This is a genomic window from Marinomonas sp. 15G6-16, from assembly GCF_055809555.1.
Genome location: NZ_CM147916.1, coordinates 1,656,062 through 1,682,651 on the forward strand (window position 1 = coordinate 1,656,062; position 26,590 = coordinate 1,682,651).

A 26,590-nucleotide genomic window follows, 5' to 3' on the forward strand; every position below is an offset into this window, starting at 1 on the left:
AAGTTAGGAAGAAGTGCTTTCCATATTTTGAAGCTGCTTGATTCGAGCAGCCAGCTCACTCGGAGTCGTACTATGGCTCATTGTTGTAAACAATTTACCTTGCTTATCGATCATATAAAAGCGAGATGAGTGATCTACAGTGTAGCCAAGTGCTGAGCCTTCTAGGTCTGTTAACTCGAAAAACACACCGTAATCAGAGGTAACTTTATCGATTTCTTCTTTTGTTCCAGTCAGCGCCAAAAGATCATTGTCGTAATAGTCACCAAAGTCATAAAGATCCTCTAAAGAGTCTCTTTCAGGGTCAACACTAATAAATAAGAACTGAACATTGTCTCTTTCTTCATCAGTGAGTTGTTTGTAGGCGGCTTGAACAACGCCAATAGAAGCAGGACATGCTTCAGTGCAACTTAAGAATCCAAAATACACAACGCCCACTTTGCCTTCGATATCAGACAGTGAAAAGGGGCCTTGCTTTGTTTCCAAAGTAAAAGGTCCGCCTAATTCACTCAGTGGTTTGTATTTCTCTCCAATCGGACGAGTCGTTGTTGCCACATAGAAAACAATGATAGAGATAGAGAGAAAAAGAGCCGCGAAGACTGAGATTTTTACGATTTTGGATTCATTCATGATTGCATTGCCAGTTGAGAAGGTTGCAATGAAGCAACCTCTACTTGTCCATGATTCACATAATCAACCGAGATCAGAACGCTAAATACCGTGATGATAAGAATAGAAAAGACGAATAACTTTCTTCCCCAAGCTTGTTCATTTTCCACGTTATAGCCAACCTTAACGAGGTAAATCCAATACAGGCTCATTAGGCTGACAACCAATGCGTAGACCACTCCTACAAAGCCTCTTTCAAACAGCATCAAAGCCGCCACAGCGAAGCCTACGATGTAAACATACATATGATATCTGGCTGTTTGTACGCTGTATTTCACAGGCAATACAGGAATGTTCGCCGCTTTATAGTCTTCAAAACGACAAATAGCGATGGCATAAGAATGAGGAATTTGCCAAAAGCAAAAGGTCAACAACAAGATAGCAGCACCGATATCAAAACCGTTACTGATACTGACATAACCCATCACCGGAGGACAAGCACCCGATAAGCTACCAACAAGCGTTCCGTATACAGAGTTACGTTTATACTTAAGAGTATACAAACCAACGTAAACTAGAATTCCGATAACACCGAATAGCACAGCATGCACTGTAGTGAAAATGTATAGCAGGGCAAAGCCAATAGCACCAAGCACTACCGACATGATGAGTGCAGAACTCACACTAATACGCCCTTGAGCCAAAGCGCGGTTTTTCGTGCGGCTCATTTTTAGATCAATATCACGATCAACATAGTTATTAATAATACATCCGCAAGCAACAATACATGTTGTGCCCACCATGACTATTAAGAACAAAAACCAATCGATATTGCCTTTAGCAGCAAGGAAAAAGCCGCTTGCAGCGGCTATAAGATTTCCGAAGATAATGCCTGGCTTGGTCAGCGAAACATAGTCTTTAAACATAATTTTCTCGACTAGGTTAGTGACCCATCAGCATATTATGATTCAAGTGTTCGAATATCCACATAGAACCAACAATGACGAAAAGTAGAATAAATAGTGCGTAGACAGCCGATACAGTTAACCAAGTTTGCTTAGAAGAACCGTTCATATGTAGGAAGAAAACCATTTGAACAAGAACCTGAGCAATCGCCGCTGCAACAATCGTTACTACGACAAAGGTATCGCTGCCAGTATCCGTCATCACTAAGTAAAAAGGGATAACCGTTAGTACGATAGATAGAATCAGACCCGTAACGTATTCTTTAACGCTACCGTGGGCTTGTCCGCCAGGACCAGTTTTTGTTGATGACATTACATAGCTCCTCTTAAATAAACAAAGCTAAATACACAAATCCAGATAATGTCTAGGAAATGCCAGAACAAACTTAAGCAAGCCAAACGAATTTTGTTTTCGTTACTAAAGCCATCGCGGTTAAAGTGAATGAACAAGAAGAACATCCAAATCAAACCAGCTGTTACGTGCAAACCGTGAGTTGCTACTAAACTGTAGAAAGATGTCCAGTAACCACTCGTTTGTGGTGTCGCACCTTCATGGCTGAAATGTACGAATTCGTAGATTTCCATGCCAAGGAAGCCAAGACCTAAGATGGCTGTAATAATTAGCCAGAACTTAGTTTTAGCCATGTTTTCAACATTGGCGCCCAACATTGCCATACCGAAGGTAAAACTACTCAACAGCAGTAGGGCTGTCTCAACAGCAACAAAGCTTAAATCGAACAACTCATCAGGAGTAATACCGTTTGCAAAGTTTTGACCCATTACAGCGTAAGTTGCAAACAAAGTACTAAACAACAAACAGTCACTGATTATGTATAGCCAAAACCCGAACACGTAGCGATCAGCGGCTTCCGCCTCATGATGGTGATGATCGTCATGGTCATGAAGATCATGATCGTTAGTTAATGCAGTCATAAATATCTTCCAAAATTTAAATTCTAGTTACAGCGCCATCTTTGGATAACGCTGTAACTACGGTTTATTGGTTACTTAAACAACCGTGCTGTCATTTTGATCTGATGGTGTCCACTTTTTGTAGTACTTAGCATTCTTCTCAAAGTAATAGTTACGACCTTCATTACTCTTCAAGAATTCACCTTCGATCTCTTCAACTTCAGGAACTTCAACGTAGTAGTCTTTATCACGTTCGAAGTTGAGTTTGACCCAGCAAGCGAAGATAGCAGCTACAGATGCAATAACCATCCACCAGATATGCCATACAAAACCAAATCCCATAGGTAATGTTAGTAAACCTAACACTGGACCAGCCCAAGTATTTTTCGGCATATGGATGCGGCTGTATTTTTCTGGACGCTTGTAAGCGATGCCTTTTTGTTTCATATCAAGCAACGGATCACGATCATTGATGTGTGGAACATCGCCAAAGTTGTAGAACTGTGGTGGAGATGTTGTGTACCACTCTAGAGTGTGACCATCCCATGGATCGCCCGTAACATCTTTGTATTGAGGATCGTTACGCTTGTATAGGCTCCACGCGATATTGACAACTTGAGTACCGATACCTGCAGCAATCAGAGCAACACCGATAAGTGCAATGTACATAGGCAATTGCCACTCTGGGTTATCAATGTACTGTAGACGACGAGTCATACCGTCGAAACCAGTGTAGTACAGAGGGACCCAAGCGAAGAAGTAACCGAAGAACCAAAGTCCTACAGACCACTTGCCTAGCGTTTCGTTCAATTTCACACCAGTTGCTTTAGGGAACCAGTAAGTGAAACCAGCGAAGTAGCCGTATACCGCACCACCAATGATTACGTTATGGAAGTGAGCAGGTACGAACATACTGTTGTGCAGTACGAAATCGTTCGCAGGAATAGAAAGCATTACACCTGTCATACCACCCACCGTAAAGGTGATCAGCATGGCGATTACCCACCACATAGAAGCGGTAAGTTCTACGCGACCTTTATACATAGTAAAGATCCAGTTGTAGAGTTTCACACCTGTTGGGATACCGATGATCATTGTCATGATACCGAAGAAGGCATTGACGCTTGCGCCAGATCCCATAGTGAAGAAATGGTGCAGCCATACTAAGAATGACAATAACATGATGGCAATTGTCGCCCAGACAAGGGAAACATAGCCGAATAGACGTTTTCTTGAGAAGGTCGCCGTCACTTCGGAAATCATACCGAATGCTGGCAATACCAAGAAGTACACCTCAGGGTGACCCCAGGCCCAAATCAAGTTAACCCACATCATTTGGTTGCCGCCATCATCATTCGTAAAGAAGTTGAAGTCTAAATAGCGGTCAAGCGTCAACTGAGCAATCGCAACAGTTAGAATAGGGAAGATAACAAGCGCAATTACGTTGGCACAGAATGTAGTCCAAGTGAACACAGGCATTTTCATCATTGTCATGCCAGGAGCACGCATTTTTAGAATCGTTGCCACAAAGTTAACTGCGGTTAAAGTCGTACCGATACCAGAGATCTGCAATGCCCAGATCCAATAGTCGACCCCGACCCCGGGACTGTATTCGATACCAGAAAGAGGTGTGTAAGCCAACCAACCTACTGCAGCGAATTCGCCAACAAATAGAGAGATGTTTACAAGTAGAGCACCAACTAAGAACAAGTAGAAACTTAACGAGTTCAAGAAAGGATAAGCTACGTCACGAGCACCGATCTGCAACGGCATGATGACGTTCATAATACCTATCATCAGAGGCGTTGCTACGAAGAAAATCATGATAACGCCATGAGCGGTAAAGATTTGGTCGTAGTGTTCTGGTGGTAGATAACCTTCACCAAAGGTATCGGACGTCGATAGCGCTTGGTGGGTTCGCATTAGAATTGCGTCGGAGAAGCCCCGTACCAACATGACCAGAGCAACAATACAGTACATGATACCGATTTTCTTATGGTCTACAGAAGTAAACCATTCGTTCCATAGGTATCCCCACAATTTCTTGTAGGTAACAAAAGCAACCAATAGCAAGCCACCTAAAATAGCGGCAAACATCACTGGCGCAACGACAGGATCATGGAAAGGGATTACGCCCCAGTGCAACTTACCAGTCAGCACATGAGGGTCTTTGATTAGATCAGTTTGAACCATTTTGGGCTCCAATGAAAGACTCAATAATATTCTTAAACTGTAGAGGATCTATTGATGAGAAATACTCCACTTTATGATCACGTGTCTTTTCAATTAAGCGATCATATTCAGCATCAGTTAGTACTTGGCCAGAAGCTTTAACGCTTTCTACCCATTTTCCAAAATCTTCTTCTGACGTAACTTTCGCTTTAAAGCGCATCCCAGCAAAGCCAAAACCACTGTAGTTTGCAGAAATACCTCGGTATTCGCCTATTTCCGTACCCATTAGGTTCATACGGTTTTCCATACCTGCCATAGCGTAAATTTGTCCACCAAGCTTAGGAATGAAGAAGGAGTTCATAGTCGATTGAGAGGTCACCAAGAATTCAACAGGTCGGTCAACAGGGAAGGCCACTTCGTTGACTACCGCTATTTTTTCTTCTGGGTATAAGAAAAGCCACTTCCAATCCATTGCAACCACTTGAACAGTCAAAGGCTCTTTGTCAGAAGCAAGCTCTTTTCTCGGGTCAAGGGAGTAAGATGTAAAGTAGGTAATCGTTGCTAGAATAACAATGATTACAACTGGTACACCCCAAGCAAAAAATTCGATCTTACTAGAGTGTTCCCACTCCGGGTCGTAAGACTCATCAGCTTTACTTGCATGGTATTTATAGGGAATCCAAATAGACATTAAAATAGTTGGAATAACTACAATAAGCATCAATCCCATAGTAAGTAGAATAGTGTCACCAATTTCTTTACCTGTGACACCACTAGAATCGAACAAAGCTAAGTCACAGCCACTTAAAAGCAGCGCAAGTGAAAATAGCATGGTTGATTGGAACAGTCTTTTCTTCATCTGTAACCTCAGAATGTCCTAGAGCAAGTGTTGCGAGTGGACTAGGCGCTTAATGTAAACTCATAGAATTCATAAACATTAAATCAGCGGTTAAGAAAACCCGATTAAATGCTTAATAAAGTTAAATCATGAGCATCTTGTAGATACCACCCAATAACCACAGACAATTTGCGGAATTAGGTTAAGCCTGACAATTATATTTTTGCACTAGGGCTTTTACAATAGTCAGGGCGTATAAATACCCCCTAGCCGATTGTTTGCACAATTCGCTAGTTGGTTGTTACGCTCAGCTTAATAATTTAGATCAATATTTTTCGGGGGAATACTACACTACGCGACCTTAAAAAACTATTGAAAGCCCTGTCCATTGAAGCGCCATTCCTGCACGTTTCCTGAAAAACTTGATCTAAGTCATTTATTTAACCTAAAAGTTAAAACCCTATTAAAGGCTATTTCGTAACCAATTTTCTAACTCATCGACCATTTTTGACATAGTCAATTCGCTTGGCCCACTAAAGCCAAGCAAGAAACCTTGTCGTGGAGACGGCTGATCAACATAGTGGGAAGATAGTGTAAAGAAGCATACATTTCTTAGCTGTAACTCCGTGGCGATTCGTGCATCAAGGCAGGTTTCAGGAAAAGCACTCAGCACATCCGCTTTAAATTCAATGAGAATATGCATGCCGCCGCGAGGCTTTTTCCAATCAAACCACTCGCTTAATTTGTCGTCTAATAAAGCCAGAAGGAAGTCCCGTTTGATTCGATAATGTCGGCGCATTCGATTGATATGACGATCAAAACTGCCTTGCAGCATAAAGTCCGCGACCGCTGGCTGTATCGGCAAAGAAGAGGAAGAGCCAAGAGTCGCTTGGCTTTTTCGAACCAAATCAAGGTGTTTCAAAGGCGCAACAATAAAGCCCAACCGCAAGCCGCGAAACAATACTTTTGAAAAGCTCCCGACGAAGAACACACGATCTCGTGCTGTCTCATGAATACTCGCTGTTTGCATAAAGGGCACATCACTGCGACCTTGGTAGACAAACTCATTATCGTAGTCATCTTCCACCAGCCACCATTCAGAAGACGACTGTTGAAGCTTTTGCAGCCATTCTTGCCGACGTTTCGAGCTAATATTGATTCCCAAAGGATACTGACGATTAGGGGTGATTATACCCACATTTATAGCAGCATCTTCTGGTAAACAAGGGCCATCTTCATCGATTGCAATATTATGGATATTATTTTGCGAGAGAACTTCACGCATTGGAGGATAAGTAGGGGATTCAAGCCACCAAGTGACCGCTCTCTTTTTAGCTGTTTCTGATGGTTGAGGCTCAAGCAAAGACGTTATCGCGTGTTGCAATAGAATCAATGAATCTCGATTACCCGCAGTGACGATAATTTGCTCTACCGTACATTCCAAACCACGCACACGATACAAATAATCGACAATCGCTTCTTTTAAGTCCGGATAACCCGTTGGATAACCTCCTTGCAGCAAGTCCAAGTCTGGATTCAACCAACTACGGCGCATGCTCGTCGCCCATTCTTTCGTTGGGAAAACAGAAACATCCACGCCCGCATCAAAGCTTAATTTCTTCGCTTGTTGGCGCTGACTTTTAAATTGGCTTGTCCTTTTGCCATCCAAAGAAGATTTCCGGCGGCCAACCATAGGCAAAGAAGAAACAAACACGCCTCGCTTCTCTTTGCTTATTAAAACGCCTTCCGCAAGAAGCTGATCGTACGCGCGTGAGGTTGTGCTTCTTGAAACACCTAAAGACTCCGCCAGAAAGCGTGTCGAAGGCAATTTATCCCCAACAGATAATTCACCCGAGACAATGCCTTGCTGAATTTGGGTGATCAACTGCTGGTAATAAGGCGCGCCATCTTCATCTAAAGAGAAACGCAAACTGCCCATGGCATATCTCATAACTGGCCTGCTTTTTTATATGCATTCTGGATATTTTTAAGAATGCCAGATTCTTCTAATCTCTTGTTATATCGCCAGCCAAACTCAAAGACAAGGAATAACCCATGAGCGAGTCACTTGAAGCACCACTCAGCAAAGTAAAAAGAGGACCAAACAGAGCAAGCTACGACAAAGCAAAAGCGCTCGACATTATTGATGCGTCTCTCATGTGTCATATAGCACAGGTAAAAGATGGCCAAGCTTTCGTCACTCCAACTTGTCATTGGCGAGAAGGAGACTACTTTTATTGGCACGCGCATTCCAAAGCTCGCAATGTAAAAGGGCCAATCGATGAACCTCAAAAGGTTTGCATTAACATCAGCCTGTTAGACGGTTTGGTAATGGCGCGATCTGCCATGCATCATTCGGTGAACTATCGTTCCGTAACCCTCTTTGGTGTGCCGGAATTAATTGAAGACAAAGACGAGAAAGTCCGTCAGTTTAAGATTTTCTTAGACAAAGTCAGCCCTGGCCGTTGGGAGCAGCTAAGACCTATCAATGACAATGAAATCAAAGCAACAGGGTTGGTTAGAATCAAAATCGAGGAAGCTTCAGTGAAATTTCGCGATGAACCACCTATAGACGATCCAGATGACAATAACTGGCCAGTTTGGGCTGGCGTTATTCCTTTGGAGCGCTCTTGGGGAAGCCCACAAACAGATCCAATTCAGCAGGAGGAATATCTCCCAGCCACACCGCCTAATGCTTTTTAAGCGTTTTTTAGAAAGGTCGTTTTTAACGACCTTTTGACGTTTCGCTTTCCTAGATTAAAAACGCTAAACACAGAAAATAAGTAAACCCACTTTTTATGCACATTTAGTGCACCTTTCGACCCTCTTTTCCTTGCGGTTTTCAAGAATCTCGCTAATCTTGCACCGTTTTTACGCGTTCTTTAGGTGTGCTTTTTATCAAATCGCACGCCTAACATTCAACCTACGAAATAATAAAATAATCGACACTATCGAATAATTGGAGAACTTTAAATGGAAGCTATTGTAAACTTCTTAAATACCGTTTTCTGGGGTTATATCCTCATATATGGCTTGTTAGCTGTTGGCGTATATTTCACGTTACGCCTAGGCTTTATTCAAATCCGCCGCTTCCCAGAATTCATCCGCACCGTTCTTAAAGCCCCACAATCTGACCGTGGCGGCATCTCTCCTTTCCAAGCCCTTTGTACAAGTCTCGCCTCTCGAGTAGGCACAGGTAACATGACGGGTGTAGCGGTTGCTCTGTATCTAGGAGGCCCAGGTGCCATTTTTTGGATGTGGGTTGTCGCAATCATTGGTATGGCAACGGCTTATGCTGAAAGCACACTTGCTCAGCTTTATAAAATGCGCGACCAAAACGGTCAATTGCGCGGTGGCCCTGCGTTCTACATCAGCAAAGGTCTTAAAGCACCTTGGGCTGGAGCGGTTTTCTCGCTAGCGCTTATCTTGGCATTTGGTCTTGTGTTCAATGCCGTACAAGCGAACTCAATCGCTGGCGCAATGGAAGGTGCATTTGGCGTTGATACGAGCATAACTGGCTTAGCTATCATGCTGTTAGCAGCAGTGGTTATCTTTGGTGGCATCAAAAAGATCGCACGCTTTGCAGAAGTCGTGGTGCCATTTATGGCGGTTCTTTACCTCTTGTTGGCCTTGTATGTGATCAGCATCAACATCAGCGATGTTCCAGCCGCATTTGCATTGATTTTCAAAAGCGCATTTGGTGTTGAACAAGCAGCAGGTGGTGTTTTAGGTGCAATGTTAAACGGTGTGAAACGTGGCTTATTCTCTAACGAAGCCGGTATGGGTTCCGCTCCAAACATTGCCGCGGTAGCAACACCAAACCCACATCACCCAGCGTCACAAGGCATGGTTCAGTCATTAGGTGTTTTCATCGACACTATTCTGATTTGTACCGCAACAGCTTTGATGATTCTTCTTTCTGGTGCATTAGGAAATGGTCAAACAGGTATTGCTCTAACACAAACGGCACTGACAACGCATGTTGGTAGCGCTGGTCAGTACTTTGTTGCGATCGCTATTTTCTTCTTCGCATTCACTTCCATCATTGGTAACTACAGCTACGCAGAAAATGCGCTGACTTACCTAAAATGGGCAAATAAGCCGGGCATTTTCGTTCTTCGCATTCTAGCGCTTGCTATGATTCCTTGGGGAGCTTACGAGAGTGTTGCAATGGTCTTCAACGTTGCCGATGCAGCAATGGGCTTAATGGCAACAATCAACTTGATCGCCATTACCATGATGTCTGGTTTGGTTGTGAAATTAACGAAAGACTATTTCGCTCAATTAAAAACGCATACGCCTGTTTTCAATTCTGATGAATACCCAGAAGTACGAGAAGACATTGATTTGAGTGTTTGGGATGAAAAACCGAAGCAGTAAATCGCCAATCCTTTGATGAGTAAAGCGTCATTTACAACATCAAATTGCGGCCTAAGAACACAACTTAGTGTTTCTTAGGCCGCATTCTAATTTTCTCTATTCAAAACTCTTCCTGAGCTCTCAAAGTTTATTCGCGATCGTGTGTGACAATTTATTGATAAAAGGTCCTGCAATAAACGAAATAACACCCGCCGCTGGCCAAGCCAAAACCCAAGCATGCATCCAAAATGAAACAAAGTTCGAAGGCAGCCCGATATTCATGTAAGTGATCCACGCAGACATAAAAAATGACAGGGTAAACGACATAAGTACGGCAAAAACAATTCTATGTTTCACTGAATCTCTCCATATATTAGATTTTATTAATATTAGCAAAAACCACCTCATAAAACATAGCGATATTTCATCACTCTGGGAAAGATTACCAACAAAGCAAATTCTCTGCTTTCAGTTTAGTTTCATGATCAAAACTTGGTTACACTAAGCGCCACTCACTCGTACTTCACTCTCGAACTTTCAACCAAAGGGATAAACATGGAACATTTACTATGGTGGCAGTTTGCCTTAATCGGCGTCATTTTTATTTGGAGTGGTTTTGTTCGTAGCGGGTTGGGGTTCGGCGGAGCCGTTCTCTCACTGCCTTTTCTATTGTTAGTCGAAAACTCCCCACTGATTTTCTTACCTATTATTTCTGTTCATTTATTAGTGTTTTCTAGCTGGATTGCATGGCAAGGCTCAAGAGACGCAAAGGCAAAAGCGAAATTAGCAGCAGAGCAGGGCGAAACAACGGAAACACCGAGCAACATTGATTGGCGCTATCTCAAAAAAGCACTCGGCATCATGATTGTTCCTAAGCTCATCGGCGTATTTGGTTTATTAACTCTGCCAAGTGACATAGTCACAGGCGTCATTTTCATAATCGTCGCCGTTTTCGCCGTTTCTTACATATTGAACAAGCCGTTTTATAGCAACAATAAAATACTCGACACCATTTTCCTGATGCTAGGCGGCTATGTTAGCGGAACCTCATTAATTGGCGCACCGCTGATTGTCTCGGTCTTTGCGACAAAAGTGTCTCGTTATCAACTCCGCGACACCTTATTTGTTTTGTGGTTTATCCTCGTCTTAATCAAGATGTCTTCGTTTCTCATCGCTGGTGTGGATCTACAACTCATTCATCAGCTGTGGTTACTGCCTTGTGCCTTTATTGGGCATATTTGCGGGCAAAAATTCTACAACCGCATCCAACAAACAGAAACCGCTGTATTCTTCCGATTCGTCGGCGCTGCATTACTCATCGTCTGTGTGTTTGGGATTTACACAAGCTTGGCTCTATAGACTAAAAAGGACTCAGTTTTTACTTTTATAAATAAAGGGATACAGATAATAAACATTTTCGTTTTAGCGCCACTGTTAATTTAAAGCAAAGGCGTTGGTCTTTGTTTTATAACTCACCATCAATATTTTTACTTAGCACATTTAAAGCAACTGACTAAGTATTCTTAAACCAAACACCTTGTTTAAGGTTTCTCAGATAACACCAATACAGAGTGGCGCCGCGGACAAGGAATAGCACGGCTTGGCTGAGCCATAAACCATGATTCCCTAAGCCTTGAGTCATAAACCAAACCGGAAAGAAAACACCTAACACACAGATAATCATGGTGTTTTGCATTTGCTTTACGCTGGTTGTGCCGATAAAAACGCCGTCCAACATGAAAGACCAAATACCCAACAGAGGAAAGAAAATCAGCCAAGGTAGGTACAGTTTTGCTTCTTCTTGAACGCTTTCGACATTGGTTAATAAGCTAATGATTTGATTACCAAAAAGCCAAAAAATCAGCATCAAAACAAACGCTGCAATCAGCGCCCAATAAGTTGAGAGACGAGCCACTTTACGGAAGTTCTGTTTGTCTTTACGTCCGTAGTATTCGCCACATAAGGCTTCCACAGAAAAGGCAAAACCGTCTAAAGCATTGGAAATAATCATCAAGAATGTCAGTAATACGGCGTTTGCAGCAAGAATGGAGTCACCTTGGCGCGCGCCTTGAGCGGTGAAAAACAACATAACCAATAGCAGTAAAATCGTACGTACAAACAGGTAGCGATTGACCTGTACCAAAGCCACATATTCCCGCCACTTCGCCAGCGCTTTCATAGGTACATGGCCGGAAAAGCCTTTTAGCTTTTTCCATGCTAATAAACCCGCCACAGAAACACCTATGTAATGGGCGAAAACCGTCGCCCAAGCAACACCATCACTGGCCATTCCAAGGCCATACACCGCGAAATAATCCAACACCATGTTGGCAATATTAATCACTAAGAGCATCCATAAAGCGCCCTTAGAATATTGCACACCGAAGAACCATCCCATTAAGGCGTAACCCGCCAATACTGCGGGAGCACTGAAAATCCGAGCTTCGCAATAGACTCTCGCCCAAGGCTCTACATCCGCGCTGGGCTGCATTAAATGTATGGCGAGATCAATTAACGGCGCCCGAAATAGAATCAGTATTAAACCAATAAGAACGCCCATTAAAATGGACTGCAATAAAAGCTCTCGCACTCGTCTGTCGTCGTCTTGTCCTAAAGCTTGTGCGGTTAATCCGGTTGATCCCATACGCAAGAAGCCAAATGCCCAAAACAGAAAGCTGAAGATGCTCGCACCGATTGCGACGGCACCTAAATGTGTGGCGGTTCCTAGATGCCCAACAACGGCAGTGTCCACTAAACCTAATAGTGGCGTAGTGATGTTCGATACCATTGGTGGCCAAGCCATACGCCAGATTTTAGTGTTCAGCGTAATGTTTGCTCGATAGGCGCTGGAAAGGGAATCTACGGAGAATTTAGACAAGGCTGTCTCTCTTGTGGGTATGTTGTTCGCTGTGGATAAAAATCAACCAAGCCAATTTATGCAGTTTGTTTATCTTTGTGGAAAATCATAGCAGTTATTCACATTTAACGGCAGTTTTTCATGTTTATGTGCGAATTTCATACCAAGATGGGATCTGGTTGACCATTTCTTTCACTTTTGAATGAGTTGTACACATATTAGCCCTTTCTAAAGCAATTTTTTATGAGACCAAAAATATTGGATAAGTGGTGGTTTTTTCCACAATTTAGCGCACATCGTTCAGTAAATTTGCTAAACTCGCGCTTATTTTTATCTATCGGAGAAACAGTATGCCTAAGTTTATCAGTCAAAAAGCGAAGCCTTTTATTGAAGGTTTGGCGGTAGGTTGTGTCTTCATTAGTATTACGATGCTGTTTGAAATTCCGCTTTATATGAGTTTTATCATTGGTGCATTGGCGGCTTTAGGTGGCTACCGAAATTCCATTAAAATGGATAATGAGAAAGCCGCGAAAAAAGCTCAAAATGGCCCGAGAGATTCCGAATAATATGACCAAGTCTAATTCGTCTCAGCCTCCCTTAATCAAATACGGTGAAGGTGACAGCACATTGCAGGCCGTTGGTGGATTAACTGGCTTACGAACCTTAGTCGAAACCTTTTATCGAATCATGGAAAACACGCCAGAGTTTCGACCTTTGTTTGATATGCACCCTGGCGACCTAGAAACAACGATTGATAAGTTAACCTCCTTCTTGTCTGGTTGGATGGGCGGAGAGCGTTTATATTCCAAGAAATACGGTAGCCTTCACCTTCCCCAAGCCCATGCGCATTTAATCGTCACTGAAAAAGAAAAAGCCATGTGGCTCAATTGCATGGCCGCTGCATTAGATGAACTCAAGTATTCAGAAGAACTAAAAGGGTATTTATTGCCTCAGCTAGAATTTCCCGCTGAACGTATTCGTCAAGTCAGTGCAGCAAAGCACAACCTTTAATCACCGTTATCAGCAAAAGATGGTCACTTCTGGAAGGACTCCAAAATGGGTTTAAAAAGCGCGTATTACCTTGTTTCTTTAGCCGCGATTTGGGGAGCCTCGTTTCTATTTATGCGCATTGGCGCACCTTCATTAGGTGGCGCATGGCTTATTGAAGGCCGTGTGGGTTTTGGTGCCGTCTTTCTTTTCTTAGTCATGGCGTTCTTAAAAAAACGCACTCATTTTAGAGAAAACGGAAAACATTACGCCATTATTGGCCTATTAAGCGCTGCACTGCCATTTCTTTGTTATGGCTATGCCGCCCAGTATTTATCCGCTTCATTAATGTCTGTGGTGAATGCTTTAACGCCGATTTTTGGTACGGCGATCAGTGCTCTTTATTTTCGTAAAGCGCTGGAGGCAAACAAAGTATTTGGCTTGTTACTTGGATTAATTGGCGTTGCAGTCATTGTCGGATTCGATCCAGAAATCGTCAAAGAGAACAATCTCTTGGCTGTCTTTGTGGTGATGTGTGCTCCAATTTGCTACGGCATTGCCAGTGTTTACACGCAAAAAGCGAAAAAAGTAGACCCTATTACCAACTCTTATGGCTCCATGTTGATGGCAACCTTGTTCATTGCGCCATTGTTATTCTTTATTCCACCGAATTCGGCGGAAGACATTAATTGGATTGTGGTCGCTTCGGTTATCGCTCTAGGCGTTATTTGTACTGGCGTCGCCTTTTTGATTTTCTACAAACTGGTGGACGATATCGGCATGCCGTCCACATTAACTGTGACCTTCTTGATCCCCATTTTTGGTGTCTTCTGGGGTGTCATTTTCTTAGATGAAACGGTGGGCTGGCATACGCTTATCGGTACTGTTTTAGTCATTATTGGTACTATGAAGGTAACAGGATTCACCTTGAAAACCGTTGTAAAGCCAACAAGTTAAGTCTTTTAGGACTTAACTTCTCTCACCACCTTAATACCAAGTCGCTTAGCTAAGCGCGCTAGATTCGCTCTGTCCATAGACAGAAACTTAGCAGCCTCTGTCCAATTACCATTCATCTCGTCCAATGTGCTACAAATTAAGTTTCGTTGATAAGCCTCTGTTTCTAAACGAAAATTAATGGGCTCTTTGGCTGTGCTGTGACGCTCAGTCGTTATTGTATTTTGCACCCCTTCTTTTTCACCTCTATCTATCTGTAACCCTTTTAGATGATTTTTACAGATGACAGTAATCCCAGATGGAATATCCGCCTTAGCAAACAAAGCCGCACGAGAGATAACATGTTCCAGCTCGCGTACATTTCCTGGCCAATGATACGTTTCTAATAACCCTATGGCAGAGCTGGATAAAGTAAGTTGTTGTAAGCCTAATTTACGGCGGAATCGTTCGGCGAAGAAACCGGCCAATAGAGGAATATCCCCTTGTCGATGACGCAAGGCAGGGACTTGAATAGGAAACACACTGAGGCGATGGAAAAGGTCAGCACGAAAACGTTGTTCTGACACTTCGGTTTCTAAATGACGATTGGTGGCAGCGATGATTCTCACGTCGATTTTACGAACTTGATCTTTACCAACCGCTTGGATCTCTTGGTTTTGAATGGCTCTTAGTAAGGTGCCTTGTACCTCTAATGGTAATTCACCAATTTCATCAAGGAACAAAGTCCCTCCATCCGCAAGCAAGAACTTACCTTGGCGATCACGATCAGCACCGGTAAACGCCCCTTTCACATGCCCAAACAATTCACTCTCGATCAAATGATGAGGAATGGCCGCACAATTCACATACACCATAGGAGAGGCAGAACGTAACGAGGTTTGATGAAGCATACGCGCTACAAGCTCCTTACCAACGCCTGTTTCCCCTTCAATCAAGATCGCAAAGTCAGAAGGTGCCACCAGCTTAATGGCTTGCTCTAGCGCTTTCATCAGATCACTCTGGCCGATCATCTCACCGCCATCTTTCACTTGGGCCTGTTCATTGATGGCTTGCAGTTCCTGTTGAGCTTGCCATGTTTTGTCTTCCAATTGCTCCATCAACATAGCTGTATTCAAGGTCATAGCAGACATGGCGCCAATGATCTCTAACGCTCTTGCATTAATGTCATCAAATACACCTGGAGTAATGCTGTCTAAGGTTACCGCGCCAATCAGCTTGCCTTCTAAATACAAGGGCACGCCCATGCAGGAATGCACTCTTAGATGGTCATCATGGCCAATAACCATGCCATCGTATGGGTCTGGTAATGTGGAATCCGCAGGGAAACGGACAGGGTAATTGCTCTCGCAAATCACTTTCAGTCTAGGGTGCTCTTCAATACTAAAGCGTCTTCCCATCAGATCATCAGATAAGCCCCGCTGAGCAATCGGTGTCAGCACGTCATTATGATTCACCAGTAATACAACTGCATCGCAATCAATGATGGAGCGTATTGCATACACCAATTCTTCAAAACGACTGGGATGAGTAACAGAGCCCGCAAGATCAAGTGCAAAGCTAAGTAGGGCGTTACTTGAAACCTTATTCATAGAAGAGATCCATCACGTTTATTTATTCTAGAGTCATAATGACACAAAAATACCATATCGACTTCATCTAGATAGGTCTTATTGACTCTAAGAATAAAATTAAAATCATAAATATATGTTTTTATTGGTTATTTTTATTTGGCACAAACTTAGCAATAACAAGGGTAGCAAACTCATTAACAGTTTTTTATTAACGGCTTATTCATTAAGGGCTTATTTATTAAGGGGAAAGCATGCTATCTCAACAACATATAGACACGGTAAAAGCGACCATTCCATTATTGGCATCCGCAGGCACAGCGATTACAGAACATTTCTACAATCGTTTGTTTACTCATCATCCTGAATTACAAGATGTGTTCAACATGACACACCAAAACACAGGACGCCAGCCAGCCGCTTTGTTTAATGCCATTGCAGCCTACGCAACGCATATTGATAACTTAGAAGTACTCACCAGTGCGGCTATGCGCATTGCTCACAAGCACACCAGCTTTAACATCAATCCAGCTCAATACGATGTGGTCGGTCACCATTTGATCGAAACACTTCGAGAACTCGCACCAGACGCTTTTACACCAGAAGTAGAAGAAGCTTGGGGAGCGGCTTATAAGCAACTGGCTGATATTTTCATTAAGGTAGAAAGCAATCTTTACGAAGAACGAGCTGCACAAGCAGGTGGCTGGAAAGACTTCCGTCGCTTCAAAGTCATTTCTAAAACACCAGAGTCAGAGTTGGTCACTAGCTTTGTTTTTGCCCCTGTCGATGGCGGCAATGTCATTGACTATCTTCCAGGCCAATATCTAGGTGTTAAAGTTCACCCTAAAGGCAATGAATACGATGAAATCCGCCAATATTCTTTGTCTACCGCACCAAATGGTAAAACCTATCGCATCAGTGTGAAACGTGATGGCGAGGGTGACCTTGCCGGTGTTATGTCCCACTATCTACACGACCACCTTAACGTAGATGATGAAGTGGAATTAATGCCACCAGCGGGCGACTTCACCTTCCAAGACAAACAAAAACCAGTGACTCTTATTTCTGGTGGTGTTGGCTTAACGCCAATGCAGTCGATGTTGGACACCTTAAACCAGCAGGGTTACTCACAGCCGATTAGCTATTTGCATGCTTGTGCCGGTTCACACCAACATTCCTTTAAAGACCATGTGAATAGCCTGAAAGGGGCTTTACCCTTGAATGTACATACTTGGTATGAAAAGGTAGATGAAGCTGAAGAAGGCATTTATGAAGGCAAAATGGCATTAGAGTCAATCAAAGACAGCCTACCTATTACGGATGGTGACTTCTACTTATGTGGGCCGGTAAATTTTATGATGTTTGCAAAACAACAACTGGTCACTCTAGGTGTGTCGTCTGACCGCATTCATTATGAATTATTTGGCCCGCACCAGGACATTTAATCGTCTTTTTTAAACGGCAAAAGTGCGTGGGTGTCTTGATGATATTCGCGCACGGCTTGCGCTTCTTCCTGACAGAAGTTACCAATCGCTTCGCGAAAGCCTTCATGTTCGATGTGATGGATACTGTGACTAAACACGGGCTCAAACCCTCGGGCGATTTTATGTTCCCCTTGAGTACCAGGATCAAAATGCTGTAAGCCTTTTTCTAAGCAAAATTCGATTCCTTGGTAATAGCAGGCTTCAAAGTGCAGGCTGTCAATTTCTTCCATACATCCCCAATAACGACCATAAAGTGAATGATCGTCGAAGAAACACCACGACGCCGCAATCGGTTCGCCATCTTTATAAGCTTGTACTAAAAGAATTTGCTCGCCCATGGTTTCTGCTAATAAACCAAAAAACTCTCTTGTTAAATAACCTTGCTGACCACGTTTTGCGTAAGTGGATTGATAACATAAATAGAAAAAATCGATCTCTTCTGCGCTTAATTCATTGCCGAGTTTTCGAGTTAAAGTCACGCCTTGTTTAGCCACTTTCTCTCGCTCTTTTCTGGCGACTTTACGCTTGCGGCTGGAAAAGTAGGAAAGGTAATCATCCATGCTTTTATAGCCACGATTGAACCAATGAAACTGACAAGAAATACGATGCAATAAGTCTTTGTTCTGAAGAAAAAGCTCACCATGCTCGGCTTTGGTAAATAACAAATGCCAACTGGAAAAGTGCCGCTCTTGGTTTGCTTGTGCCATGAGTTCCGCTAACGCTGGATACAAATGAGCAAAGCCTGCGTCGTCGCCTTTTGGATCAAGGTGAGAGAAGATTCGCGGCCCAGTAACAGGAGAAAAAGGAATGGCCCAGATGCGTTTTGGATAATATTCCATACCATGTCGGTGATAAGCATCGGCCCAAGACCAATCAAACACAAATTCCCCTTGGGAATGGGTTTTCAAATAGGTTGGGGCGATCGCCAATGGTTCGTCATCATCGTCCATGACGAACAGATATTCAGGATACCAGCCTGTGCCATCGCCAACGCTGTTACTTTGCTCTAATGCTTTATGGAAAGCGTATTGCGCAAAAGGGTATTGAGTGTCACCAATCGCGGCTTGCCACTTGGCTTCGCCTATTTGATCCACCGAATTAAACCATTGCGCCTTCATTTCGCCGTCCTCGTTTAATTAGCCGCTTCCATTTCTTGGCGCATCGAAGTGACTAAACTCGCCATATCTGGTCGAACTTGTCGCCAGATATAAAAAGACTCTGCGGCCTGACCAATTAACATGCCTAAGCCATCGACACCGCTTGCACCATGATCGATCGCCCATTGTAAAAACACCGTTGTGCCTTTGCCGTAAGTCATGTCGTAACACCAAGAGTGAGTATTAACTAACTCATCTTTAAGTGGAGGCAAACTGCTACTACGACTGGCAGAAGTGCCATTAATGATAATATCGAATGTGCCTTCTAGTGCCTCAAAAGACGAAGCAAGACACACAAACTTTTCGGCCAAAGCTTGCGCTTTCTCTACCGTACGATTGGCAATGGTCACAGATTCTGGTTGCTCGGCGAGTACGTTATCAAGAATGCCTTGCACCGCGCCACCCGCGCCAATAATCAGAACGCGTTTGCCTTTGATCGCTTTGCCATGACACTCAACAATGTCCCGAACCATGCCAACGCCATCGGTAGTATCACCAAATAATTCGCCGTTCTTGCCCATCATCAAGGTATTCACAGCACCGGCTTTTTGCGCACGCTGACTCAATACATCACACATGGCGTAAGCACGATCCTTAAAAGGAGAGGTGACGTTTAAGCCGTGTCCGCCTTGTTTGAAAAAGTCTTTAACCTGATTCTCAAATTCAACATCGTCGCCTAAAATACGCGTATAGCTGATATTTTGTTGCGTTTGGTCGGCAAAATGCATGTGAATGTCAGGCGATTTACTGTGAGCAATAGGGTTTCCAAATACAGCGTACTTATCCAAGACGTTTTCTCTCTTCTTAATTCGTTATTCTTTGCACCAAAAACAAGACAGTTAAACCGTTAACCAATCTTTTGATGTGAGGTAGTAATCTGTCAATTTTGCTTCTTCACTGTTTGGCTCTATTTGGTATTCATAGGTCCAACGAACTTCGGGTGGTAATGACATCAAAATCGATTCTGTGCGGCCTAAGCCACTTTGTAAGCCAAAGTGTGTGCCTCGATCGAAAACCAAATTGAATTCCACATAACGTCCACGACGATGCAATTGAAAATCACGTTGCTTTTCAGTGAAAGGCGAATCTTTTCGACGCTCCAAGATTGGCATATAAGCTTTGGTAAACGCATCACCTACCGATTGCATCATGCCAAAACAATGCTCGAATGACCCTTCATTGAAGTCATCATAAAATAAACCACCGATTCCACGCGGCTCACCTCGATGTTTCAGGTAGAAGTATTCATCGCACCATTTCTTAAAACGGCTGTAATAGTCGTCTCCAAAAGGTGCTACTGCGTCACGAGCTGTTTCATGCCAATGGATACAGTCTTCTTCAAAGCCATAATAAGGCGTCAGATCAAAACCACCCCCAAACCACCAAACAGGTTCCATACCGTCTTTATAAACAACAAACAAACGCACGTTAGCATGGGACGTTGGGGCAATCGGATTATTCGGGTGAATCACCAAAGAAACGCCCATGGCTTCAAAGCGGCCACCGGCTAATTCTGGACGATCTACCGTAGCAGAAGGAGGAAGGTTATCGCCCATTACGTGTGAAAAGTTCACGCCACCTTTTTCTATCACCTCACCGCCTGCGATAACACGAGTTCGGCCACCGCCACCATTAGGTCTATCCCAAGCGTCTTCTGCAAAACGAGTCGTTGGCTCCAAGGTTTCCAATGATGCGCAAATATGATCTTGCAGTGACAATAAATACGCTTTAACAGCTTGAATATCTGGCATTGTGGAAGTATTAGACATAATTAGAAAGCCTTATAAATAGCTGGTGGAATTAACTTACTTTACCTTGATACGCTTTACTACCATCAGGTCGACGACTACGCAGCAAACTTAAGATCCACATATATTGTTCCGTATTTGGTTCAATCATCGCTTCCAATGCTTTGTTCATGATGATCGCATCTTCTCTATCATTGCCAGTAGGGAAGTTTTCTAATGCAGGAAATATATGTAATTCATACTTTCCTGATTTCGCGTTGTACGCTTGGAACATAGGAACGATATGCGCTTTTGACAGTTTTGCTAATTTCCCTAACCCTTTAATGGTCGCTTTTTCAGTGCCGAAAAAAGGGACGAACTCTGAATGCTTCAGGCCCAAATCTTCATCTGGTAGGTAATAACCAACACAGCCTTTTCTCACAGATTGTAAGAACGGCTTCACACCAACGCTTCTTGGATACACAACGCCATTACCATACTGATTGCGCTGAACATGCATTATCCAATCCATTACAGGATTCTTGCTTGGGTTCATTATGGTTGTCAGGGTATAACCTAAAGAAGCAATCAGTGAGCCTGTGTAATCAATCGCCCAACAGTGCGGAACAAGGGTAATGACATTTTCACCTTTATCGAGAAGAGGGAAGAGATGCTCTCCACCAATAATTTCATTACGACTCTTTTTGTATTTTTCGCTGCGGACAAACAACTCTCCATAAGCCAAGCAGAATTGAGCAGCGGTTTCCAAACTGTGTCGTAACATGGTTTCCCGCTCTTCAAACGACTTTTCAGGAAAACAATATTGAAGGTTAATACGTGCACGTTTTAGTGCACCTGTTTTTTTCTTCATCATTAAAGGAACAAGTTTTTTCGCCAAATTATCTCGTATACGAAAAGGAACATAAGCCAGAGCGAGCACTAGAAGGATTAACAACCAAGACCCCCAAAAGCGTGGAGCCAAAAAAGACCACTTGAAAGTAGGGTTGTGTAAGTTTTTATCTGTTGAGGTCATAGATGTTATTTCGTTTATTTAATAGGTGAATCTAATATCAAGAGTGCTAACTTTACCTTAATGAAGCAACTTCAATGAAGTAATAATGCGAGTTAGTGCTTCTGATTTTGAATATTCAGGAAGTTAATTATAAGCGTTTCGCCAATGAGACAAAGCACGATCAAAAAAGGCAAGATCATTGGCACCTTGAACTAAAATAGAGGCACCATGTAAACAGGCGAGAAGCTGACTTGCTTTCGTTAAGGCTTCTTCCTCATCAGTTTCTTCTATACGCATAAAGACTTGCGTCAGCCAATCAAGTTTTAACTTATAAAAAATAGCCAGCTCCTGACATACAGCCTCAGGCAAAGACGATTTGTCAGACGTCAGCATGGTACATAAACTCATGTTCATTTGATCTACCACTTTGGCTTTGAAACCGTCAATAAATCCATGTATCAGGTCTTTAGTACTAAACTCTGCATCACAAGGGTCCGGTAACATTTGGGAAAATTCGTGTGTATATCGGGCCATAACAGCCGCCACCAAGTCTCCTTTGGTGGGAAAATGATAGTGAACACTTGCACTCTTTATGCCTACTGATTCAGCTATGTCTCGAAAACTAAAAGCGCCATAACCTCCTTGAGAAATAAACTCTTCGGTTACGTCCATTATTTTAGATTTAGTATCTACCTTTGTGTCTTTCATAACGTCGTCAGCTCTCTACCTATATGACTATCTATCTAGTGATAGATATTTTATTGACTTCGCTTTTATCTACAAGCTATATTTCGCCTATCAAGTGATAGATAGACTCTAAAACACGTCATCGGAGAATTTGAAAATGACATACGATCTTTTGGTATTGGGTAGTGGGCCAGGTGGTTATGCGGCCGCTTTTCGAGCAGCAGATTTAGGCTTAAAAGTCGCTATGGTAGAACGCCACCCAACCATTGGTGGTGTTTGCTTAAACGTTGGTTGCATACCCTCTAAAGCGCTGTTGCATGTGGCAGGCAAAATACTCATGGCAGACGAAGCCGCCCACGGCGTTCAATATGCCAAGCCAACCATTGACCTAGACGCTATTCGTCATCACCGTCAATCTACCGTCGACACCTTAACCAGCAACCTTGCTCTCATGGCAAAAGGCCGAAAAGTAGATGTGTTACAAGGTGAAGGGCATTTTGAGTCAACGACTTCTCTAACCGTCACGAAAGACAATGACGTTCAAACACTCTCGTTTAAACAAGCCATTATCGCTGTTGGCTCTCGTGCCATTAAATTACCTTTCGTTCCTTACGATGACCCACGCATTCTCGATGCTACCAGTGCATTGCAACTTGAGCGTATTCCTGAGCATTTATTGATCCTTGGTGGCGGCATCATTGGCTTAGAAATGGCGACTGTGTATCAAGCGCTAGGGGCAAAAATCACCGTAGCAGAATTGGGCGACCAGATTATGACGGGCGCCGATAAAGACCTTGTCCGCGTTTTCGAACAAGCCAATAAAGATCGCATGACGTTTCTGACACAAACCCAAGTCACAGACATTCAAGCCACACCAGAAGCGTTAAACATCACACTGAAAGACAAAGACGGTGAGCGAAACCTTGTTGTTGATTCAGTATTAGTGGCGGTTGGCCGCTCTCCAAATGGCCGCAATGCAGGCATTCCAGAAATAGGCGTTGAGATAGATGAAAGAGGCTTTGTACTGACAGACGACCAATGCAAAACCTCTGTCTCGAATATCTTTGCTATTGGTGACGTTACTCATGGTCCAATGCTTGCTCATAAAGCGGCTCACGAAGGTCACATAGCCGCCGAAGTGGTTGCTGGGCATAATGTCGCTTTTCAACCTATGGCCATTCCTTCCATCGCTTACACCTTCCCAGAAGTTGCTTGGGTTGGATTAACAGAAACCGAAGCGAAGAAACAAAAACTGCCTGTTAAAACCGCCGTTTTTCCATGGAGCGCCAGCGGACGAGCCATTGCTTCTGGCGTGACACAAGGCAAAACCAAACTCATTTATGACGAGGCAACAGAGCGAGTCTTAGGAGCAGGTATTGTGGGTTCCCACGCTGGCGAATTATTAGGGGAATTGACCCTAGCCATTGAATTCGGCTCCACACTCGAAGACATCGCCCTAACCATCCACGCTCACCCAAGCTTACATGAAAGCGTTGGCCTTGCCGCAGAGCTGGGTGCAGGAACCATTACCGATTTGCCAAACAAAAAAGCCGTGAAGCGATAACCTCACGGCTTTTGAGTTTAATATTGGTCACAAGACTCTTGCTCATAAATTAAGATTATCTAATAACGTATTTTGCATTAAAGAAAATACCACTGTGCGCTCACAGTGGTATTGCGCAAGAATATACCTTGCCAACGGGAGACCTTCTGTAATTTGTCAGATAACCCTTATTAAACTCTTAGGTATTCTTCTCTTCTTGCGATTGCGTATTGTAAGGAGGCAGCCCCATATCTCGGCGTAAGTACTCAGGAAGCTGACGAGAGCGCATCATTTGTTGGCCGTGTTTCTTTTTCGCTTTATGTTCTAAATAGCGTTTTTCTAAAGACTGATAGCCGCTAATAACCTTGTCATTCACCCAAACTAATAAAGTCCACATAACCACCTCCGCTTCATAAGAACTTTATTTTGTCGTCCAAAAGAGGTAAAAACGAATGATGTTTTCTAACAGGTAAAATTAGAAAACCTTATGGATTGTCATTTGTTAGGAATGCATTATGAGTACTCGCGTCACCCACTTAAAAGCCACTCATTATTTCTCTGTCGCATGCAAAACGTTGAGCTATACCAAAGCAGCAGAACAACTGCATGTTTCACAAGCCGCAGTCAGCCAGCAAATTCGCCTGTTAGAAGAGTATCTAGGTGTAGCGCTTTTTTATCGTTCTGGTAGAGAAATGCGACTAACAAGCCAAGGACAAGCACTGTCCGAGCATTTATCGCTGGCGTTTGATCACATAGAAAGAGGGTTAGAAAGCGTCAAACTTGAGCCAATTGGAGGAACGCTCCAAGTCTCCGGACTGCAAAGCTTTGTGTCACTCTGGCTCATGCCGAAACTGTGGCGTTTTTCCGATCTACATCAAGAGGTAAGCATTAAGCTTTTTTCTTCGGATGAAAGAGAAGACATCCACTCTGGTTCAGTCGATGTAACCATAGACAATAAAATAAACCATCAAGACAATACGGTACAAAGCTTACTTTTATCTTCTGAAGTTATTCCTGTTTGTTCACCAGAATTGGCCGCCAGAAGGCAACTTAAATCTCCTTCGGATTTATTTCAATGTTGGTTAATACAAGTGGACACTTCTATTTATCGTTGGAACACTTGGTTCGAAGAGCAAAAAATCCCCACCTTAGATAACGACATTTTATGCGCTGAGGTAAGCTCCTGGTATATGGGAATCAATGCCGTAAAAGCAGGGCACGGTGTTTTCTTGTGCCCTAGATTTATGGTGCAAGAGGAACTGGACCAAGGCACTCTCTTACAAGTCTTTCCAAATGGATTAAAGAACCACATAGAGTTTTACGTAAACTACGCCAAGAACTCTTCTAGAAAAGAAAGAATTGAAGCCTTTGTAAATTGGCTAATGGATGAAGCAAAACACAACGGACAGAAAAGGGCTTAGACTTAGCCCTTTCCAAATCACGCACAGAAATTCATCTTAGCGTTAAACGTAGCGCTTCAAAATAATAGCGGCATTTACGCCACCAAAGCCGAAACCATTACATAGAACATAATCCACTTGTTTATTTCGGGCCGTTTTTGGAATCAAATCCAAATCCACCATAGTTTCTTCTGGTTGCTCTAGATTAAGCGTAGGCGGTAGAACACCACTGATTAATGACTGAGCACTGAAAATAGTTTCTACACCACCAGCCGCACCAAGAAGGTGTCCTGTTGCCGATTTGGTCGAAGAGATTGGTACATTGGAAATATTGTCACCAAACAGACTACGAAGCGCATTAATTTCGCCTCGATCACCAACCGGAGTGGACGTTGCGTGAGCATTCACATAACCAATTTTATCGGCCGATACCTCCGCCATGGTAAGCGCTGCAGACATAGCACGGGCCGCACCTTCTCCACTTTCTGGACCAGATGTTAAATGATACGCATCGCCGCTGGTGCCATAACCCACGATTTCGACTAACGGTGTCGTACCCCGAGCTAAGGCATGTTCAAGAGTTTCCAATACCACTAAACCCGCACCTTCCCCCATCACAAAACCTTCTCTGTCTTTATCAAAAGGTCTGGAGGCTTTTTCAGGCTCGGCATTATTTGTCGACAATGCCTTTAAAGCTCCAAAGCCAGCGAGCGAAAGAGGATCAATACAGGCTTCTGTTCCGCCCGCTAAGGCGACTTTTGCTTCTCCTGTACGCAACATTCTCATCGCGTCACCAATGGCTTGCACACCAGCTGCACAAGCCGTAACAGGTGTACCAATTGGTCCTTGGAATCCGTATTTGATGGAGACATTCCCGGCAGCAAGATTGGCAAGAAACGCAGGAACCGTAAAAGGGGATAAACGTCGTGCGCCTTGCTCCGTTAAAACAGACTGTGCATGAGTAATGGTTGGCAAGCCGCCAATGCCCGTAGCAATAATGGTCGCTGTTGTTTCTTTATCTGCTTTATTGTCAGGGAACCAATTCGCTTGAGTTAATGCTTCATCCGCTGCCGCCAGGGCAAAAAGCGTAAATAAGTCGACTCGTTTTCTTTCTTTAGGAGACAAATGGTCCGCTTCATTCAAACCATTTTCTTGCTCTGTACGACTCGGCACCTGTCCGGCAATGAGCGTATTTAATCCATCCGATAAATCCGTAGGCAGTTTACTAATACCTGACTCACCGTGAATCAAACGTTGCCAAACCGATTCGACGCCCAAACCTAGGGGAGACACTAATCCCATTCCTGTAATAACAATACGTTGTTTCGATAACATAAGAACACTCCAAACTAGAATTCGACA

At 43.4% G+C, this 26,590-nt stretch carries 26 protein-coding genes; 9 read left to right on the forward strand and 17 right to left on the reverse strand.

Going from position 1 to position 26,590, the window contains the following annotated elements; all coding sequences use genetic code 11:
• Positions 1 to 3: 3 nt before the first annotated feature.
• The 7 genes from AC0L46_RS08055 to pdxR form a co-directional block, all read right to left on the reverse strand.
• Positions 4 to 627, reverse strand: coding sequence for an SCO family protein (locus AC0L46_RS08055; protein ID WP_414681525.1), 624 nt, complete (start codon positions 625 to 627; stop codon positions 4 to 6).
• Complete coding sequence (gene cyoE, locus AC0L46_RS08060; protein ID WP_473502805.1) at positions 624 to 1,532, reverse strand: heme o synthase; 909 nt, start codon at positions 1,530 to 1,532, stop codon at positions 624 to 626. Before cyoE ends, AC0L46_RS08055 begins: the two co-directional genes overlap by 4 nt.
• 16 nt (positions 1,533 to 1,548) lie before the next feature.
• Positions 1,549 to 1,884, reverse strand: a complete 336-nt coding sequence (gene cyoD, locus AC0L46_RS08065) for a cytochrome o ubiquinol oxidase subunit IV (RefSeq protein WP_414681527.1) — start codon at positions 1,882 to 1,884, stop codon at positions 1,549 to 1,551.
• Positions 1,884 to 2,504, reverse strand: a complete 621-nt coding sequence (cyoC, locus tag AC0L46_RS08070; protein ID WP_414681528.1) for a cytochrome o ubiquinol oxidase subunit III — start codon at positions 2,502 to 2,504, stop codon at positions 1,884 to 1,886. Before cyoC ends, cyoD begins: the two co-directional genes overlap by 1 nt.
• Positions 2,505 to 2,579: 75 nt before the next feature.
• Entirely contained in the window at positions 2,580 to 4,676 is a 2,097-nt protein-coding gene (locus AC0L46_RS08075) for a cbb3-type cytochrome c oxidase subunit I (protein WP_414681529.1), read from the reverse strand.
• Positions 4,663 to 5,514, reverse strand: coding sequence for a ubiquinol oxidase subunit II (gene cyoA, locus AC0L46_RS08080; protein ID WP_414681530.1), 852 nt, complete (start codon positions 5,512 to 5,514; stop codon positions 4,663 to 4,665). The genes AC0L46_RS08075 and cyoA overlap by 14 nt, the downstream gene beginning before the upstream one ends.
• Before the next feature lie 442 nt (positions 5,515 to 5,956).
• Positions 5,957 to 7,432 carry a MocR-like pyridoxine biosynthesis transcription factor PdxR gene (gene pdxR, locus AC0L46_RS08085; protein WP_473502808.1) on the reverse strand — a complete coding sequence of 492 codons (1,476 nt, stop codon included), beginning with the start codon at positions 7,430 to 7,432 and terminating at the stop codon, positions 5,957 to 5,959.
• Positions 7,433 to 7,548: 116 nt separating this feature from the next.
• On the opposite strand from pdxR, the gene AC0L46_RS08090 reads away from it, so the two are divergent.
• Positions 7,549 to 8,196, forward strand: coding sequence for a pyridoxamine 5'-phosphate oxidase family protein (locus AC0L46_RS08090; protein ID WP_473502810.1), 648 nt, complete (start codon positions 7,549 to 7,551; stop codon positions 8,194 to 8,196).
• Between the two features lie 270 nt (positions 8,197 to 8,466).
• Positions 8,467 to 9,873 carry an alanine/glycine:cation symporter family protein gene (locus AC0L46_RS08095; protein WP_414681534.1) on the forward strand — a complete coding sequence of 469 codons (1,407 nt, stop codon included), beginning with the start codon at positions 8,467 to 8,469 and terminating at the stop codon, positions 9,871 to 9,873.
• Positions 9,874 to 9,993: 120 nt separating this feature from the next.
• Here AC0L46_RS08095 and AC0L46_RS08100 read toward each other — a convergent pair whose 3' ends face one another.
• Positions 9,994 to 10,209 (reverse strand): DUF2798 domain-containing protein, encoded by a 216-nt coding sequence (locus AC0L46_RS08100; RefSeq protein ID WP_473502812.1) that lies wholly within the window; start codon positions 10,207 to 10,209, stop codon positions 9,994 to 9,996.
• Between the two features lie 198 nt (positions 10,210 to 10,407).
• Here AC0L46_RS08100 and AC0L46_RS08105 point away from each other — a divergent pair, with 198 nt between their 5' ends.
• Positions 10,408 to 11,211 carry a TSUP family transporter gene (locus tag AC0L46_RS08105; RefSeq protein ID WP_473502814.1) on the forward strand — a complete coding sequence of 268 codons (804 nt, stop codon included), beginning with the start codon at positions 10,408 to 10,410 and terminating at the stop codon, positions 11,209 to 11,211.
• A gap of 154 nt (positions 11,212 to 11,365) precedes the next feature.
• Here the strand turns inward: AC0L46_RS08105 and AC0L46_RS08110 are convergent, their stop codons facing one another.
• The gene (locus tag AC0L46_RS08110) at positions 11,366 to 12,655 is read right to left on the reverse strand and encodes an MATE family efflux transporter (protein ID WP_473507121.1); all 1,290 of its coding nucleotides are present in this window, start codon (positions 12,653 to 12,655) and stop codon (positions 11,366 to 11,368) included.
• 404 nt (positions 12,656 to 13,059) lie between these two features.
• Between AC0L46_RS08110 and AC0L46_RS08115 the strand changes: the two genes are divergently transcribed.
• From AC0L46_RS08115 to AC0L46_RS08125, 3 genes are read left to right on the forward strand one after another with little or no spacing between them, the layout of a single operon-like run.
• Positions 13,060 to 13,275, forward strand: coding sequence for a hypothetical protein (locus AC0L46_RS08115; RefSeq protein ID WP_347983704.1), 216 nt, complete (start codon positions 13,060 to 13,062; stop codon positions 13,273 to 13,275).
• 1 nt (position 13,276) lies between these two features.
• Positions 13,277 to 13,720, forward strand: coding sequence for a group II truncated hemoglobin (locus AC0L46_RS08120; RefSeq protein ID WP_473502816.1), 444 nt, complete (start codon positions 13,277 to 13,279; stop codon positions 13,718 to 13,720).
• A 45-nt stretch (positions 13,721 to 13,765) separates the two neighbouring features.
• Positions 13,766 to 14,653 (forward strand): DMT family transporter, encoded by an 888-nt coding sequence (locus AC0L46_RS08125; RefSeq protein ID WP_473502818.1) that lies wholly within the window; start codon positions 13,766 to 13,768, stop codon positions 14,651 to 14,653.
• Between the two features lie 5 nt (positions 14,654 to 14,658).
• Here the strand turns inward: AC0L46_RS08125 and norR are convergent, their stop codons facing one another.
• The gene (gene norR, locus AC0L46_RS08130) at positions 14,659 to 16,239 is read right to left on the reverse strand and encodes a nitric oxide reductase transcriptional regulator NorR (protein WP_473502820.1); all 1,581 of its coding nucleotides are present in this window, start codon (positions 16,237 to 16,239) and stop codon (positions 14,659 to 14,661) included.
• Positions 16,240 to 16,472: 233 nt separating this feature from the next.
• Here norR and hmpA point away from each other — a divergent pair, with 233 nt between their 5' ends.
• Positions 16,473 to 17,663: an NO-inducible flavohemoprotein gene (hmpA, locus tag AC0L46_RS08135; protein ID WP_473502822.1), complete on the forward strand. Its 1,191-nt coding sequence runs from the start codon at positions 16,473 to 16,475 to the stop codon at positions 17,661 to 17,663.
• Here the strand turns inward: hmpA and AC0L46_RS08140 are convergent.
• From AC0L46_RS08140 to AC0L46_RS08160, 5 genes are all read right to left on the reverse strand, one after another.
• Positions 17,660 to 18,820 carry a GNAT family N-acetyltransferase gene (locus tag AC0L46_RS08140; protein WP_473502824.1) on the reverse strand — a complete coding sequence of 387 codons (1,161 nt, stop codon included), beginning with the start codon at positions 18,818 to 18,820 and terminating at the stop codon, positions 17,660 to 17,662. The genes hmpA and AC0L46_RS08140 overlap by 4 nt on opposite strands.
• A 14-nt stretch (positions 18,821 to 18,834) precedes the next feature.
• Positions 18,835 to 19,647: a shikimate dehydrogenase gene (aroE, locus tag AC0L46_RS08145; RefSeq protein ID WP_473502826.1), complete on the reverse strand. Its 813-nt coding sequence runs from the start codon at positions 19,645 to 19,647 to the stop codon at positions 18,835 to 18,837.
• 51 nt (positions 19,648 to 19,698) lie between these two features.
• Positions 19,699 to 20,628 carry an oxygen-dependent coproporphyrinogen oxidase gene (gene hemF, locus AC0L46_RS08150; RefSeq protein ID WP_473502828.1) on the reverse strand — a complete coding sequence of 310 codons (930 nt, stop codon included), beginning with the start codon at positions 20,626 to 20,628 and terminating at the stop codon, positions 19,699 to 19,701.
• Positions 20,629 to 20,659: 31 nt separating this feature from the next.
• On the reverse strand, positions 20,660 to 21,619 hold the full coding sequence (lpxM, locus tag AC0L46_RS08155) for a lauroyl-Kdo(2)-lipid IV(A) myristoyltransferase (RefSeq protein ID WP_473502830.1): 960 nt from the start codon (positions 21,617 to 21,619) through the stop codon (positions 20,660 to 20,662).
• Positions 21,620 to 21,742: 123 nt separating this feature from the next.
• Positions 21,743 to 22,306: a TetR/AcrR family transcriptional regulator gene (locus AC0L46_RS08160; RefSeq protein WP_473502832.1), complete on the reverse strand. Its 564-nt coding sequence runs from the start codon at positions 22,304 to 22,306 to the stop codon at positions 21,743 to 21,745.
• Positions 22,307 to 22,442: 136 nt separating this feature from the next.
• Here AC0L46_RS08160 and lpdA point away from each other — a divergent pair, with 136 nt between their 5' ends.
• On the forward strand, positions 22,443 to 23,849 hold the full coding sequence (gene lpdA / locus AC0L46_RS08165) for a dihydrolipoyl dehydrogenase (RefSeq protein ID WP_473502834.1): 1,407 nt from the start codon (positions 22,443 to 22,445) through the stop codon (positions 23,847 to 23,849).
• 178 nt (positions 23,850 to 24,027) lie between these two features.
• Here lpdA and AC0L46_RS08170 read toward each other — a convergent pair whose 3' ends face one another.
• Positions 24,028 to 24,225, reverse strand: a complete 198-nt coding sequence (locus AC0L46_RS08170) for a hypothetical protein (protein WP_317005594.1) — start codon at positions 24,223 to 24,225, stop codon at positions 24,028 to 24,030.
• Between the two features lie 118 nt (positions 24,226 to 24,343).
• Here AC0L46_RS08170 and AC0L46_RS08175 point away from each other — a divergent pair, with 118 nt between their 5' ends.
• On the forward strand, positions 24,344 to 25,249 hold the full coding sequence (locus AC0L46_RS08175; RefSeq protein WP_473502836.1) for a LysR substrate-binding domain-containing protein: 906 nt from the start codon (positions 24,344 to 24,346) through the stop codon (positions 25,247 to 25,249).
• 42 nt (positions 25,250 to 25,291) lie between these two features.
• On the opposite strand, the gene fabF is transcribed toward AC0L46_RS08175, so the two are convergent.
• A complete protein-coding gene (gene fabF / locus AC0L46_RS08180; protein ID WP_473502838.1) occupies positions 25,292 to 26,563 on the reverse strand; it encodes a beta-ketoacyl-ACP synthase II in 1,272 nt (423 codons plus the stop codon).
• Between the last annotated feature and the right edge of the window lie 27 nt (positions 26,564 to 26,590).